Source organism: Streptomyces beihaiensis (assembly GCF_026274175.1).
Classification (GTDB): domain Bacteria; phylum Actinomycetota; class Actinomycetes; order Streptomycetales; family Streptomycetaceae; genus Streptomyces; species Streptomyces beihaiensis.
On the sequence record NZ_JAPHNL010000263.1, the window covers coordinates 1 to 14,159 of the forward strand.

At 69.7% G+C, this 14,159-nt stretch carries 14 protein-coding genes; 10 read left to right on the top strand and 4 right to left on the bottom strand.

From position 1 onward, the window contains the following. The 3 genes from OFY01_RS20590 to OFY01_RS20600 all read right to left on the bottom strand — a co-directional run. Window positions 1-998, bottom strand: a 998-nt coding sequence (locus OFY01_RS20590) for a hypothetical protein (RefSeq protein WP_266602031.1), incomplete at its 3' end; no start/stop codon positions are given. A 7-nt stretch (window positions 999-1,005) separates the two neighbouring features. Then, window positions 1,006-1,260, bottom strand: a complete 255-nt coding sequence (locus tag OFY01_RS20595) for a MoaD/ThiS family protein (RefSeq protein ID WP_266602033.1) — start codon at window positions 1,258-1,260, stop codon at window positions 1,006-1,008. A 43-nt stretch (window positions 1,261-1,303) separates the two neighbouring features. Beyond that, the gene (locus OFY01_RS20600) at window positions 1,304-2,152 is read right to left on the bottom strand and encodes an alpha/beta hydrolase (protein WP_407700389.1); all 849 of its coding nucleotides are present in this window, start codon (window positions 2,150-2,152) and stop codon (window positions 1,304-1,306) included. A 265-nt stretch (window positions 2,153-2,417) separates the two neighbouring features. Between OFY01_RS20600 and OFY01_RS20605 the strand changes: the two genes are divergently transcribed. The 6 genes from OFY01_RS20605 (at window position 2,418) to OFY01_RS20630 (ending at window position 8,190) form a co-directional block, all read left to right on the top strand. Continuing rightward, the gene (locus OFY01_RS20605; protein ID WP_266602037.1) at window positions 2,418-3,260 is read left to right on the top strand and encodes a winged helix-turn-helix domain-containing protein; all 843 of its coding nucleotides are present in this window, start codon (window positions 2,418-2,420) and stop codon (window positions 3,258-3,260) included. Window positions 3,261-3,324: 64 nt separating this feature from the next. Then, entirely contained in the window at window positions 3,325-4,347 is a 1,023-nt protein-coding gene (locus OFY01_RS20610; RefSeq protein WP_266602039.1) for a LacI family DNA-binding transcriptional regulator, read from the top strand. Window positions 4,348-4,529: 182 nt separating this feature from the next. Further along, window positions 4,530-5,690, top strand: coding sequence for a S1C family serine protease (locus OFY01_RS20615; protein WP_266602041.1), 1,161 nt, complete (start codon window positions 4,530-4,532; stop codon window positions 5,688-5,690). 65 nt (window positions 5,691-5,755) lie between these two features. Then, window positions 5,756-5,938 (top strand): hypothetical protein, encoded by a 183-nt coding sequence (locus OFY01_RS20620; RefSeq protein WP_266602043.1) that lies wholly within the window; start codon window positions 5,756-5,758, stop codon window positions 5,936-5,938. A gap of 75 nt (window positions 5,939-6,013) precedes the next feature. After that, entirely contained in the window at window positions 6,014-6,748 is a 735-nt protein-coding gene (locus OFY01_RS20625; RefSeq protein WP_266602045.1) for a response regulator transcription factor, read from the top strand. Further along, window positions 6,745-8,190, top strand: coding sequence for a HAMP domain-containing sensor histidine kinase (locus OFY01_RS20630; RefSeq protein ID WP_266602079.1), 1,446 nt, complete (start codon window positions 6,745-6,747; stop codon window positions 8,188-8,190). Before OFY01_RS20625 ends, OFY01_RS20630 begins: the two co-directional genes overlap by 4 nt. A 38-nt stretch (window positions 8,191-8,228) precedes the next feature. Here OFY01_RS20630 and OFY01_RS20635 read toward each other — a convergent pair whose 3' ends face one another. Continuing rightward, window positions 8,229-9,689 (bottom strand): NAD(P)/FAD-dependent oxidoreductase, encoded by a 1,461-nt coding sequence (locus OFY01_RS20635; RefSeq protein WP_266602081.1) that lies wholly within the window; start codon window positions 9,687-9,689, stop codon window positions 8,229-8,231. Between the two features lie 246 nt (window positions 9,690-9,935). On the opposite strand from OFY01_RS20635, the gene fabG reads away from it, so the two are divergent. The 4 genes from fabG to rfbA all read left to right on the top strand — a co-directional run bounded on the left by fabG (window position 9,936) and on the right by rfbA (window position 14,129). Next, window positions 9,936-10,676: a 3-oxoacyl-ACP reductase FabG gene (fabG, locus tag OFY01_RS20640; protein WP_407700392.1), complete on the top strand. Its 741-nt coding sequence runs from the start codon at window positions 9,936-9,938 to the stop codon at window positions 10,674-10,676. A 23-nt stretch (window positions 10,677-10,699) separates the two neighbouring features. After that, window positions 10,700-12,148, top strand: coding sequence for an NDP-hexose 2,3-dehydratase family protein (locus OFY01_RS20645; RefSeq protein ID WP_266602085.1), 1,449 nt, complete (start codon window positions 10,700-10,702; stop codon window positions 12,146-12,148). 99 nt (window positions 12,149-12,247) lie between these two features. Continuing rightward, window positions 12,248-13,237, top strand: coding sequence for a dTDP-glucose 4,6-dehydratase (gene rfbB / locus OFY01_RS20650; RefSeq protein ID WP_266602087.1), 990 nt, complete (start codon window positions 12,248-12,250; stop codon window positions 13,235-13,237). Between the two features lie 13 nt (window positions 13,238-13,250). Beyond that, on the top strand, window positions 13,251-14,129 hold the full coding sequence (gene rfbA, locus OFY01_RS20655) for a glucose-1-phosphate thymidylyltransferase RfbA (RefSeq protein WP_266602089.1): 879 nt from the start codon (window positions 13,251-13,253) through the stop codon (window positions 14,127-14,129). Window positions 14,130-14,159: the final 30 nt, after the last annotated feature.

The window sequence follows — 14,159 nt, forward strand, 5'->3', positions numbered from 1 at the left end:
CGACGCTCTTCCGATCTCACGGCCGCCACGGCGACCGCCACCGCGCCGACCGTCACGGCGTGCGGGTCGGCGGCCAGGTGCCCGGCCGCGACGATCGCGAGCGCCGCCGAGGCAACGGTCGCCATGAGCCCGTACATCCGCTCGTCCGGCTCCGCCCGCGAGCGCAGTTGCAGCACCACGGTGAGCAGCACCCACGCGCCGAGCGTGCCGAAGATCGCGGCCGCCCCGTGCTCCCGGCCCGCCGCGAGCAACGCCACGTCGGCCACGACGCCGCCCGCGAAGGCCAGGGCGATGCCCTGCCGGGCGGGCCACATGCCGTTGAGCCGGAACCAGCCGGCGGCCGTGAGCGCCTGCAGCACCAGGAGCGGCACGAGCAGCGCGTACGAGCCGACGGCGGCGCCGCCCGCGAGCAGCAGGCCGAGCACGGCGGTGAGCCCGGCGGGCTTGATACCCGGATCGATGATCGGCGACCGACCCTCGGCGCGGGCCCGCTGGGCGTCGGTGACGCGGGGGGTGCCGGTGGTGGTGGCGGGGCCGTAGGAGGCGTCGGGCGGGGCCTGCGGGGTCTGTGAAGCCTGGGGGGTCTGTGAAACCTGCGGGGCCCCGGGGCCGTGTGGGGTCGGCTCGTACGACCACTCCTGCTGGGGCGGCTGCTGCGGCTGCGGCTGCGCGGTCCCGTACTGGTCCCCGGGCTGGTCCGCGAGCTGGCTCCCGTACTGGTACCCCTGCTGCGGCACCGGCGGCGGCTGGACCCGGGTGTCCCAGGTCTGCCCCTGCCACTGCTGGGTCTGCTGAGTCTGCTGCTGGGTCTGCTGGGTCTGGTGCGGCTGTTGCCGCGGATGCTGCCCGTACTCGTCGTACTGGGCGTATGGGTCGTGCTGGTCGTACGACGCCGCGTCGTACTCGCCGTACGGCCGCCCGTACTCGTCGTACTGCTGCGGGTGCTGCGGGTGCTGCGGGTATCGCTGATGCTGCTGGTTCCCCATCGGGTCGGTCATCGGGATGTCACCCTCCTGCGAACGGCGGGAGCACCTCGACCGTGCCGCCCTCGGCCAGCCGTACCGTCTCATGCCCACGGGTGCCGACGGGGTCCCCGTCGACAAGGAACGAGGAACGCTGCAGGACGCGCACCAGATCCCCGGGGTGTCGCGCGCGTACCCCGTCCAGGGCGGCGGCGAGCGTGTCGGCGTCGTACGGCTCCTCCGCGACGCCCGCGGCCGCCTTGGCTGCCGCCCAGTAGCGGATGGTGCCGTGTGCCATGCCCACGACTCCTCTCGGTTCGGCTCTACCTCGGTTCGGCGTCCTATTGTGCGGCTTGTGCGGCACCGGCCGCACGCACGGCCCAGTCCGCGATCCGGGCGAGCAGCTCGTCACTGGCCGCGTGCTCCGCGTGGCCCATGCCCGGCTCCAGCCACAGCGTCCCGCCCGCGGCGGCCAGCATCCGCGGATGGTCGACCGGAAAGTACGGGTCGCGGTCGCCGTGCACCACGAGCAGCGGCGTCGGCACGATGAGCGGCACCGACTCGACCGGCGACAGCGGCACCGGGTCCCACTCGTACGGGTGGATACGGGTGCGCAGGCCGACGCGGCTGACCAGGCGGCCCATCGGGCGGGTGACCGCCCAGTGCACGCGCCGCATCGGGGCCGTGCCGCGGTAGTACCAGCGGGCGGGGGCACTCACCGCCACCACGGCGTCCGCGCGCGCTTCGGTGCGCCCCCTGTGCAACGCCGCGTGCCGCAGCACCACCGAACCACCCATCGAAAACCCGACCGTCACCACGCGCGCGTGCCCGAGCGAACGAGCCCACCCGACCGCCGCCGCCAGATCGAGCACCTCCCGGTCGCCGACGGTCGACCGCCCGCCGGAGCGCCCGTGCCCCCGGAACGAGAAGGTGACCACGCCCGCACGCTGCGCGAACACGCGCGCGGCGCGCCGTACGTGGGGGCGCCGCAGCTCTCCGGTGAAGCCGTGGGCGACCACGATCGCCGGGGTGCCGGCCGGGTCCGCGGGCGCGCGGCACGGCTCGTAGGCGGCCTCGATCGGGACGCCGTCCCGCGTACGGAGCGTCACGTGCGCGTGACCCCGCGTACCGGGTTCGGTGATCGGACGCACAGAAGTAGGACGCTCGTCACCTGCCGGACCCCATGTCATGTGGTCTATTCTGCTGGGAGAGGACTCGGGCAACGCAGCCCCCGGGTCCTTTTGTGCTTTCAGGAGCGGTTGTATACGACCCTCCGGGCAGCACAGCTCACGGTCTCCGGGCGCGAGACCGACGCCGTACGAAGCAGTGCCGCATACTCCCCCACTGCCCCAAGGCCGTGGGAGGTGCCCCCGTCGCAGGGACCGAGGAGGATCCAGACGTAATGGGCGAGCGAACCGTGCACGAACGCAAGACGACCCAGGCAGGTGGGGCGCGATGAGTTCTCTGCTGCTCCTGACCAATGCCCTTCAGCCGTCGACGGAGGTGCTCCCCGCTCTCGGCCTGCTCCTGCACAACGTGCGAGTGGCTCCCGCGGAGGGGCCCGCGCTCGTCGACACCCCCGGCGCCGACGTGATCCTGATCGACGGCCGCCGCGATCTTCCCCAGGTGCGCAGCCTGTGCCAGCTGCTGCGCTCCACCGGGCCCGGCTGCCCGCTGATGCTCGTCGTGACCGAGGGCGGCCTGGCGGCCGTCACCGCCGAGTGGGGCATCGACGACGTGCTGCTCGACACGGCGGGCCCCGCCGAGGTCGAGGCGCGCCTGCGGCTCGCCATGGGCCGCCAGCAGATCGTCGCCGACGACTCCCCCATGGAGATCCGCAACGGTGATCTGTCCGTGGACGAGGCGACGTACAGCGCGAAGCTCAAGGGCCGGGTCCTCGACCTGACCTTCAAGGAGTTCGAGCTCCTCAAGTACCTGGCGCAGCACCCCGGTCGTGTCTTCACGCGCGCGCAGCTGCTGCAGGAGGTCTGGGGCTACGACTACTTCGGCGGTACGCGCACGGTGGACGTGCACGTGAGGCGCCTGCGCGCCAAGCTCGGCCCCGAGCACGAGTCGCTCATCGGCACCGTGCGCAACGTGGGCTACCGCTTCGTCACGCCGGAGAAGCCGGAGAAGAAGTCCGCGGAGCAGCAGGTCGCGGAGAAGAGGGCGGAGAAGCAGGCGGAGAAGCAGGCGGAGAAGCAGGCGGAGAAGCGTACGGCCGCCGAGGGCGCCAAGTCGGGCGAAGCGGACAGCGCGGCGCCGGTACGGTCCGGCGTCGCCCGGATGGAGTCCTGATCGAGACCTGGTGACGGGCTTGCTGCCCTGCCCAGCGGGGGGTCGATCCGCGTAGACTCCGCGCGTGGCCAAGGTGACTCGGGACGACGTTGCGCGACTGGCGGGTACTTCGACCGCCGTCGTGTCCTACGTGATCAACAACGGACCCCGGCCGGTCGCCCCGGCCACGCGCGAGCGCGTGCTCGCCGCGATCAAGGAGCTGGGGTACCGGCCCGACCGGGTCGCCCAGGCGATGGCGTCGCGCCGCACCGACCTCATAGGCATGATCGTGCCGGACTCGCGCCAGCCGTTCTTCGGCGAGATGGCGCACGCCGTGGAACAGGCGGCGGCCGAGCGCGGAAAGATGGTCCTGGTCGGCAACACGGACTACGTGGCCGACCGCGAGGTCCACTACCTGCGCGCGTTCCTCGGCATGCGGGTCTCCGGGCTCATCCTCGTCTCGCACGGCCTGAACGACCTGGCGGCCAACGAGATCGAGGCATGGGACGCGCGCGTCGTGCTGCTCCACGAGCGGCCCGAGGCCATCGACGACGTCGCGGTGGTCACCGACGACCTCGGCGGCGCGACGCTCGCCACCCGCCACCTCCTCGAACACGGTTACGACTACGTGGCGTGTCTCGGCGGCACCGCCGACACCCCGTCCGTCGGCGACCCGGTCTCCGACCACGTCGAGGGCTGGCGGCGCGCCATGCGGGAGGCCGGAAAGACGACGGAGGGCCGGCTCTTCGAGGCCCCGTACAACCGCTATGACGCGTACACCGTGGCGCTGGAGCTGCTCGCCGGTCCCGACCGGCCGCCCGCGATCTTCTGCTCCACGGACGACCAGGCCATCGGTGTGCTGCGGGCCGCGCGCGAGCTGCGCATCGACGTGCCGGGCGAGCTGGCGGTGGCCGGGTTCGACGACGTGAAGGAGGCGGGCCTGACGGACCCGCCGCTGACCACGATCGCGTCCGACCGCTCGGCGATGGCGCGGGCCGCGGTGGACCTGGTGCTCGACGACTCGCTGCGGGTGGCGGGGTCACGGCGCGAGCGGCTGAAGCTGTTCCCGTCGCGGCTGGTGGTACGGCAGTCCTGCGGCTGCGCGTAGTCCTCGTACGGGACCCCGGACCCCGGACCGGCCGACCGTCTTGTGGCCGACCGACCTGTGGCCGCCCGACCCGTGGCCGACTGTCCTGTGGCCGACCTCTTTATATCGGGCAAACACGCTTCTGCCGGGACTCTCAGGGCACGCTCAGGTAGCTCTCATGTACGCGGCACAGGCTTGTCGCCATGACCGAGAGCTTCCGCCACAGCGGCGAGTACCCCAGCCAGGACAGCACCGCCCAGCAGCAGTCCTCGTACTCCGAGGGCTCCTTCCCTCCCCCGCCGCCGTACGACCCCGCGCGGCCGGTCGACGTCGCGCCCGGCACGACGGTGTGGCCCGGCAGCGGCGACGGCGGCCACGGCGGCGGCCGCACCACCCCGTTCGCGGCCTTCGGCGCCCAGCCCCCGGCCGGTGGCGGCACCGCCCTCGCGACGGCCTCACCGGCACCGCGCAAGAAGCGCCTGCGCGGCCCGGTCGGCCTGCTGGCGGCCGTGGCGATCGCGGCGGCGGCCGTCGGCGGCGGCACCGCGTACGCCTTCCAGGAGCTGACCGGCTCGAACAACACGGTCGCCTCCAGCTCCACCAGCACCAACGTCGTACCCAGCAGCCAGAAGGGCACGGTCTCCGGGGTCGCGAAGGCGGTCAGCCCGTCGATCGTCGAGATCAAGGCGACGATGGCGTCCGGCACCTCGACCGGCTCCGGCGTGATCCTCACCGGCGACGGCGAGATCCTCACCAACAACCACGTCGTCTCCGGCGCCACGTCGATGAAGGTCCAGACGAGCGACGGCAAGTCGTACACCGCCGACATCGTCGGCACCGACCCCAAGAAGGACCTGGCGCTCATCAAGCTGAAGAACGCCTCCGGCCTCAAGGCGGCGACGCTCGGCAACTCCGACGGCGTCAGCGTCGGCGACCAGGTCGTCGCCATCGGCTCCCCCGAGGGCCTGTCCGGCACCGTCACCAGCGGCATCGTCTCCGCGCTCAACCGTGACGTCACCGTCTCCACGGACGAGAACCAGCAGCGACAGCAACAGCAGGGCGGCGGCGCCGGCCAGTGGCCGTTCGAGTTCGGCGGCCGCCAGTTCAACGGTGACACCGGCTCGTCCACGACGACGTACAAGGCGATCCAGACCGACGCCTCGCTCAACCCGGGCAACTCCGGCGGCGCCCTGATCGACATGAACGGCAACGTCATCGGCATCAACTCGGCGATGTACTCGGCCGGCGGCAGCGCGTCCGGCTCCTCGTCGAGCGCGGGCAGCGTCGGCCTCGGCTTCGCCATCCCGATCAACACGGTCAAGGCCGACCTCGCCGACCTGCGCGCGGGCGGCACCAACAGCTGACCGCCGCGCCCCGCCGATCCGCCCGCCCGTCCGCCCGTCCGCCCGTCCGAAGGAGACAGACCACGATGCCCCGCACCCACGCCCACACCCACCCCGGGGACGCCGTCACGGTCGGTCCTGCCGCCCTGGGACTGGCCCTCGCCGTCGCCGCGGCGGTCTCGCCCCCACGGACCCGCGCCCCCGAAATCGCCGCCGCGGTCGCACCGCGCCGCCGTGCACGCGCCCGCCGCGCGGCCGTGCGAGGCTGATGACCGGCAGCCGCCATGCCGCCGCCACCCTCGTCCTACTCGTAACGGTACTCATCCTTAAGGAAGCGCCCGCCCATGAGCCCCGCCGAAGGCGACCGCGAACAGCACCGCATCCTCATCGTCGACGACGAGCCGGCGGTACGGGAGGCGCTCCAGCGCTCCCTCGCCTTCGAGGGCTACGCCACGGAGGTAGCGGCCGACGGCCTGGAGGCCCTGGACAAGGCGGCCGCGTACCGCCCCGACCTGGTCGTCCTGGACATCCAGATGCCCCGCATGGACGGCCTGACCGCGGCCCGCCGCCTGCGCGCCACGGGGTCCACCACCCCCGTCCTCATGCTCACCGCCCGCGACACGGTCGGCGACCGGGTCACCGGCCTCGACGCGGGCGCCGACGACTACCTGGTCAAGCCGTTCGAGCTGGACGAACTCTTCGCACGGGTGCGTGCGCTGCTGCGGCGCAGCTCGTACGCGGCCGCGGCGGGTGCCGTCGACGACGACTCGGACGTCCTCTCCTTCGCCGACCTGCGGATGGACCTGGCGACCCGTGAGGTGACGCGGGCCGGGCGGCCGGTGGAACTGACCCGCACGGAGTTCACGCTCCTGGAGATGTTCCTGGCCCACCCGCGCCAGGTCCTGACCCGCGAGCAGATCCTCAAGACCGTCTGGGGCTTCGACTTCGAGCCGTCCTCCAACTCCCTGGACGTGTACGTGATGTACCTGCGGCGCAAGACGGAGGCGGGCGGCGAACCCCGCCTGGTCCACACCGTGCGCGGCGTCGGCTACGTGCTGCGATCGGGCGGGGCCGAGTGAGCGTTCTCGTACGACGGCTACGGGCCCTTCCGCTGCGTTCCCGGCTGGCGCTGCTCGTCGCGGCGGCGGTGGCCGCGGCCGTGGCGGCGGTGGCGGTGACGTGCTGGTTCATCACGCGCGGGCAGCTGTACGACCAGATGGACAACGAGCTGCGCAGCCAAGTGACGTCGCTGAGCCAGAACGCTCAAGCATCCGACCTGCTCACCTGCACCAGCGCCCCCATACAGCAGCGCAACCTGCCAGGTCCGACGATCCAGGTCATCAGGTCCGACGGGCAGTCCTGCACCTGGCGCGGGCGTACGGGCATTCCGGTGCAGCCCTCGGACCTCGCTGTCGCCGACGGCGCCTCTTCGCACACCCTGCACACCACGGACAACGACGCCGGTCAGGCCATGCGCGTCCTGACCGTGGGGGTCACCAGCCCCGGCGGCCACCAGATCCAGGGCATCGCCGTCTCCATCGCCAGCCCCCTCAGCGAAGTCACCAAGCCCCTCACCACCTTGGCCTGGGTCCTCCTCCTCGTGGGCGGCATCGGCGTGGTCGGCGCCGGAGCCGCGGGCCTCGGGGTGGCCCGCACGGGCCTGCGCCCGGTCGACCAGCTCGCGGACGCGGTCGAGCACGTGGCCCGCACCGAGGACCTCACGGTCCGTATCCCGGTCGAGGGCGACGACGAGATCGCCCGCCTCTCGGAGTCCTTCAACCAGATGACAGCCTCGCTGGCGTCCTCACGCGAGCTGCAACAACAGCTGATCGCCGACGCGGGCCACGAACTGCGCACGCCCCTGACCTCCATGCGCACCAACATCGAACTGCTCACCCGCAGCGAGGAGACGGGCCGCGCCATCCCGCCGGACGACCGCAAGGCGCTCTTGGCGTCGGTGAAGGCGCAGATGACGGAGCTGGCGGCACTCATCGGTGACCTGCAGGAACTCTCCCGTACGGGCCTGAGCGCGGCGGAGGGCCCGTTGAAGGTCGTCTCGCTGCGCGACACGGTCCGCAGCGCACTGGAACGCGCCCGGCTGCGCGGCCCGGAGCTGACCTTCGACGTGGAGCTGGCCCCCTGGTACGTACGTGCCGAACCGGCCGCGCTGGAGCGGGTCATCGTCAACCTGCTGGACAACGCGGTGAAGTTCAGCCCGCCCAAGGGCACGGTCGAGGTGCACCTGATGCGCGGCACGCTCACCGTCCGCGACCACGGCCCCGGCATCCCGGCCGACGAACTCCCGCACGTCTTCGACCGCTTCTGGCGCTCCCCGACCGCCCGCGCCCTGCCCGGTTCCGGGCTCGGCCTGTCCATCGTGGCGCGCACCGTGGAGTCGCTCGGCGGCGAGGTCGCCCTCGCGGCGGCGGACGGCGGCGGCACCGTGGCCACCATGAAGCTGCCGGGAGCGCCCACGCCGCCGCCGGAAGTGCCGCAGATGCGGGGCGACATCCCTGCCTGACGCGCAGCGAGCGTACGAGGCGATGCTGCGTGTGCCCCCTACCCCTGGGATGCCAGCGACCGGATGCCGAGCCGCGGCTGCATGACCAGATGCAGGCCGCTCGCGGCGTCGTAGAGGTCGTTGGCGTCAATGACGCCCGGTGCCGTCGTGAGACGCCCGGCGGGAGCGGTGTCACCCTGTGCCCGCGCCTGCGCCAGCGCCGCGGCGATGAGCAACTGCTGCACCGGCGTGGGCTCCCCGGTCGTCACCTGCTCGACGATCTCCTGGATCGACCTTCCACCCCGGTCCCCTGCGTCCGCGGCCTCACGCATGTCGGTCAGGCCCGCGGTGATCTCACTGAACGACCGCTTCGAGGAGTAGTGGTCCGACTCCTGTCGGGTGAGGGTCTCGGCCAGCGCGAAGTAGCGGTCCTTGCCGGCGTGCTTCTGGTAGAACCCGGCAACCAGGGTGAAGAGCCGCTGATACGCGCTGCGGAACAGCGACTCGTAGAACGTGAGTGCCTCTTGCTCGGTGACGTCACCGTCGCAGATCGACACGACCGAGGCCGCGGCGAGCAGCCCGCTGTACATGCCGAGGTGAACACCGGTGGAGAGCAACGGGTCAAGGAAGCACGCCGCGTCCCCCAGCACGAAGTGACCGGGGCCGCAGAAGCTGTCGGCGGCGTACGAAAAGTCCTGCTCGACCCGGGCTCCGGGCTGGAAGACGCCCTTGGCCAGCATGTCCCGTACGGCGGGCGACTCGTCGACCACCTTCAGGAGCATGTCCTCGATCGAGGCGAACTCGGCGCGGCGCTCGACGAAAAGCGACTTGTGAGTGACATACCCGACACTGAATCGGTTGTTGCGCAGCGGAATGACCCAGTACCAGCCGTCGTCCGAGGAGACGACGTTGATACCGCCGGACGGGCTGCCGGGCAGCAGTTCGCCGCCCTCCCAGTAACCCCAGATCGCGACGTTGCGGAAGATCTCCTGGGGCTTCCGGTTGTTGAAGTGCTGGGCGCTGATGAGGCCGGCCCGGCCCGAGGCGTCGAGGACGAAGTCGGCCCGCGAGATCTGTCGGGCCGTGTCGCCGGGCGCTGTCCACTCGACGCCGGTCGCGCGGTCGCCCTCGAAGACGACCCGGTGGACATGCGCCCCCTGCACTACCCGGACGCCGCTTTCACTCGCGTGTTCCAGCAGCACGGTGTCGAAATCGTCACGGTCGACCTGCCAGGAGCGTACGTCGGCGCCGAACTGTTCGGTCCAGTCGATGGTCCATTCCTTCTCCTGCCCCCATCGCACCAGCAGGCCCTTCTTCGACGTGTACCCCCGGGCGTCGATCTTTTCGAGCGCCCCGAGATAGTCAAGAATCACGCGGCACGAGCTTGAGAAGGATTCCCCGATGTGGTAGCGCGGGAATGTAGCACGCTCCAGCAGGGTGACCGATATTCCCGCTCGGGCCAGCAGTCCGGCAGCGGTCGATCCGGCCGGGCCGCCACCGACCACAATTACCTGAGTCACAAAATGCTCCTCATCATACTCACGCCCACTTCACCGGATGTCGTCCAACAGCTTCTTCGGAACCCGGGTGAAGTTCAAGCCGTAGAATCCTAGGTTTTCACTAGGTTGCAGGGTGCACTGCTTGCCACAAGCTAGCGAAAAATTAGAGAACTGCTGCTTGCGCTCCGCGCAAACCCCTAAGAAGCTTTTGCATAATGTCCGGAGAGCCGAGTCACGGCTGGAACGACGACATCTGGGAGTTGCATGATGAGCCACCCTGTTCGGCGTATCGCCCTGGTGACGGGCGGCTCGCGCGGAATTGGCCGAGCTGTGGTGCTGCGGTTGGCCCGCGACGGATTCGATGTAGCGTTCTGCTATCAACGCGAATCTGAGGCGGCCACCGAACTGGAGAAAGCCGTGACTGAATTCGGCGGGCGCGTGTCGCACCGCCGGGTGAATGTAGCAGACGCGGCGCAGGTACGAGACTGGATACTCGATGTCGAGAACTCGCTCGGCCCGATCGACGTGGTGGTGACCTCCGCTGGAATAGTGCGCGACGGGCCTTTGATGATGATGCCGGACAAGAATTGGCAAGATGTCATCGACGTCAACCTCAACGGCACGTTCAACGTCTGCCGAGCCGCCGTTTTCGGAATGCTGAAGCGCAAATCCGGATGCATTGTCAACATATCTTCGGTGGCGGGTGTCCACGGTAATGCGACACAGACGAACTACTCCGCTTCGAAGGCCGGGATCATCGGATTCACGAAGTCCCTCTCCAAAGAGGTCGGCCGGTACGCGATCCGCGTCAACGCGGTGGCGCCCGGGTTCATCGAGACAGACATGGTCGCCGGGATCTCCGACAACTTGCGGAGCAAGGCCCTGGCCGGCGTCTCGTTGGGCCGGATGGGGCAACCTGACGAAGTCGCCGACGCGGTCGCGTACCTGGTGACGGCGGAATACGTCACAGGCTCGGTGCTCCAGATCGACGGCGGCCTTTCGATCTGACGTCTGACCTGAGGAGTACAGGCATGCCTCCCGCCAAGACACCGCGCACCGAGCGCTCCGTCACGGAGTACGTGGACAGCGGCCGACGTTTCACGAGGTCGGCGTCGCTTCTCGATTCCACGGTGACCTCGAACGACGCCTTCGATCGCTGGTTCGCCGACCAGCGGGTCCGCAACCGGTTCGAGGTGGACCGCATACCGTTCAAGGACCTGCGTGGCTGGCAGTTCCACCCGAAGACCGGAAACCTCGGCCACACCAGCGGCCGGTTCTTCACCGTCGAAGGACTCCGCGTCGAGACGGACTGGGGTCATCGTTCCTCGTGGGCACAGCCGATCATAAATCAGCCCGAGATCGGAATCCTTGGAATCGTGGTCAAGGAATTCGACGGCGTACTGCACTGCCTGATGCAGGCGAAGATGGAACCCGGGAATCTCAACACCATCCAGCTGTCACCGACGGTGCAGGCCACTCGGAGCAATTTCACCGGAGTCCACGGTGGACGCGAGGTCACCTTCATCGAGTACTTCAGGGACCCGGAACGCGGCCGGGTGGTCGTCGACTCGTTGCAGTCCGAGCAGGCGTCCTGGTTCCTGCGCAAGCGCAACCGAAACGTGATCGTCGAGGTCGCCGAGGAGATTCCACCGCACGAGAACTTCGTCTGGCTGACCATCGGCCAGATCCATCGGCTTCTCCTCCGGGACAACATCGTCAACATGGACGCCCGGACCGTGCTGTCCTGCATCCCCTTCGACGCGCCCAACGGTCCTGCCCGGTGGGGCTCGACCGGCCCGTTTCGGGAGAGCCTGGTGCGGTCGATGTCGGCCGACCAGGGATCCTTACACCGTACGAGCGAGGTCCTGAACTGGCTGACCGACCTCAAGTCCCGGCACGCGCTGATCCAGCACAGCGTGCCGCTCCGGGAGGTCGAACTCTGGCATGTGTCGGCCGACGAGATCAGCCATGAGACGGGGAAGTACTTCACCGTCGTCGCGGCCGATGTCCAGGCTCACAACCGAGAGGTCGCCAGCTGGACCCAGCCGCTCCTGGCTCCGGTCGAGCGCGGCCGCGCCGCGATGTTCGTCCGGCAGATCGACGGAGTGCTGCACCTGCTGCTCCGGGTCCGGCCGGAAGCCGGAGTGCTCAATGTCGCGGAGTTCGGCCCGACGGTGCAGTGCCAGCCGGGCGACTTCCGCGACCTGCCGAAGGAGCAACACCCGCCCTACCTCGACCAGGTGCTGACCGCCGAAGCGGGCCGGCTGCGGTACGACGCGGTGCAGTCCGAGGAAGGCGGCCGTTTCTACCACGCCGAGAACCGCTACCAGATCATCGAGGTCGGAGAGGAGTTCGAGCTCGAAGAGGCGCCCGGGTGCCGCTGGATGACGGTCCATCAGGTGATGCGGCTGCTGGCTCACAGCAACTACCTGAACATCCAGGCGCGCAGCCTCCTGGCCGGGCTGCAGACCATCTGGTGATCACCGCGCCGCACCCGCCGACGCGGCACCCGCATTGTCCTTCGCAGGGGTCGGCGACCGGCCGCTTCGGACCTGCCAGGACCTGAGAGAGGTACCTCCATGCGCGTTCTCGCCACCGGCGCTGCCGGGTTCATCGGTTCCAACTACGTACGAAAACTGCTGTCCGGCGCCTATCCCTCCATGCGCGATGTCCAGGTGACCGTACTCGACAAGCTGACCTACGCGGGCAACCTCGACAACTTGGCCTCTGTGCGCTCGCACCCCGGCCTGACGTTCGTCCAGGGCGACATCTGCGACGCCGCCCTGCTCGCCGAGGTGCTGCCCGGCCACGACGCGGTGGTCAACCTCGCGGCGGAGACGCACGTCGACCGCTCGATCGACGCATCCGCCGAGTTCGTGCGCACCAACGTCATGGGCACGCAGGTCCTGCTGGAGGCGGTGAGGGCGGCGGGTGTCCCGCGCATGGTTCACGTCTCCACGGACGAGGTCTACGGCTCCGTCGACGAGGGGTCGTGGACCGAGGACAGCCCCCTTCAGCCCAACTCCCCCTACGCCGCGGCCAAGGCCGGCGGTGATCTGCTGGTCCGGGCGTTCGCGCGCACGCACGGGCTCGATGTCAGCATCACCCGGTGCAGCAACAACTACGGGCCCTACCAGTACCCGGAGAAGGTCGTCCCGCTGTTCGTGACGAACCTTCTCGAAGGCGGGACGGTCCCGTTGTACGGGGACGGCCGCAACATCCGCGACTGGCTGCACGTGGACGACCACTGCCGCGGTATCCAGCTGGTGCTGGACAAGGGCCTTCCCGGTCAGGTCTACAACATCGGCGGCGGCGAGGAACTGACGAACAGGCAGCTCACCGAGCTGCTGCTGGAAGCCTGTGGAGCCGGGCCCGAGCGCGTACGCATGGTCGCCGACCGGACCGGTCACGACCGTCGGTACTCCCTCGACGACAGCAGACTGCGTGCTCTGGGCTACGCCCCGGAAGTGCCGTTCCGGGAGGGGCTGGAGCAAACCGTCGCCTGGTACCGAGACAACCCGCAGTGGTGGCGTCCGCTGCGCCGGACGGTCCCACCCGTGCGTCACTGACGAGGAGTAGCACATGCGCGGAATCATCCTGGCCGGGGGAGCGGGCAGCCGGCTGCTGCCGGTCACGACCGTCTCGTCCAAGCAACTGCTCCCGGTCTACGACAAGCCGATGATCTACTACCCGTTGTCCGTGCTGATGTTGGCCGGGATTCGAGAGATCCTGGTCATCAGCAACCCCGAGCACCTGGAGAGCTACCGGCTTCTCCTGGGCGACGGCGGACAGCTGGGAATGGACGTCTCGTACGCCGCCCAGGACCGGCCGCGCGGCCTCGCCGACGCGCTCAGGGTGGGGCGGGAGTTCATCGGCGACGAGCAGGTCGCCCTGATCCTCGGCGACAACATCTTCTACGGCCACGCCCTCACCGAGATCCTCGGCCGGGAGCGGGCCCGGCTGGACGGGTGCACCCTGTTCGGCTACCAGGTCTCGGACCCCGAGCGCTACGGCGTGGCCACCGTCGACGGGGCGGGACGGATCACCTCTTTGGAGGAGAAGCCGGCCCGTCCGCGATCCAATCTCGCCGTCACCGGCCTCTACTTCTACGACAACGAGGCGGCGGACTTGGCGGCCGGTCTGAAGCCGTCGGCGCGCGGCGAACTGGAGATCACCGATCTGAACCGGATCTTCGTCGAGCGGGACCGGGCCCGGCTGATCGACCTCGGCCGTGGCAGCGCCTGGTTCGACACCGGTACGCACGACAGCCTGATGGACGCGGGCCTGTTCGTGCAGATCCTCGCCAAGCGGCAGGGCATCCGCCTCGCCTGCGTGGAGGAAGTCGCCTTCCGGATGGGCTTCATCGACGCCGGCCAGCTGGCGGTGCTCGGCAAGGCATTCGCCGCCTCTTCGGCATCCGGCTACGGGACGTACCTCCAGGATCTGGCGGCGCGGGCCTGACCGCGCGAGCCGTCGCGCGCCGACGGACCG

What these genes read in the sequence shown, in the direction of transcription:
- OFY01_RS20595 (WP_266602033.1), bottom strand. Translation starts at nt 1,260, where the DNA reads ATGGCACACGGCACCATCCGCTACTGGGCGGCAGCCAAGGCGGCCGCG.
- OFY01_RS20600 (WP_407700389.1), bottom strand. Translation starts at nt 2,152, where the DNA reads ATGACATGGGGTCCGGCAGGTGACGAGCGTCCTACTTCTGTGCGTCCG.
- OFY01_RS20605 (WP_266602037.1), top strand. Translation starts at nt 2,418, where the DNA reads ATGAGTTCTCTGCTGCTCCTGACCAATGCCCTTCAGCCGTCGACGGAG.
- OFY01_RS20615 (WP_266602041.1), top strand. Translation starts at nt 4,530, where the DNA reads ATGACCGAGAGCTTCCGCCACAGCGGCGAGTACCCCAGCCAGGACAGC.
- OFY01_RS20620 (WP_266602043.1), top strand. Translation starts at nt 5,756, where the DNA reads ATGCCCCGCACCCACGCCCACACCCACCCCGGGGACGCCGTCACGGTC.
- OFY01_RS20625 (WP_266602045.1), top strand. Translation starts at nt 6,014, where the DNA reads ATGAGCCCCGCCGAAGGCGACCGCGAACAGCACCGCATCCTCATCGTC.
- fabG (WP_407700392.1), top strand. Translation starts at nt 9,936, where the DNA reads ATGAGCCACCCTGTTCGGCGTATCGCCCTGGTGACGGGCGGCTCGCGC.
- OFY01_RS20645 (WP_266602085.1), top strand. Translation starts at nt 10,700, where the DNA reads ATGCCTCCCGCCAAGACACCGCGCACCGAGCGCTCCGTCACGGAGTAC.
- rfbB (WP_266602087.1), top strand. Translation starts at nt 12,248, where the DNA reads ATGCGCGTTCTCGCCACCGGCGCTGCCGGGTTCATCGGTTCCAACTAC.
- rfbA (WP_266602089.1), top strand. Translation starts at nt 13,251, where the DNA reads ATGCGCGGAATCATCCTGGCCGGGGGAGCGGGCAGCCGGCTGCTGCCG.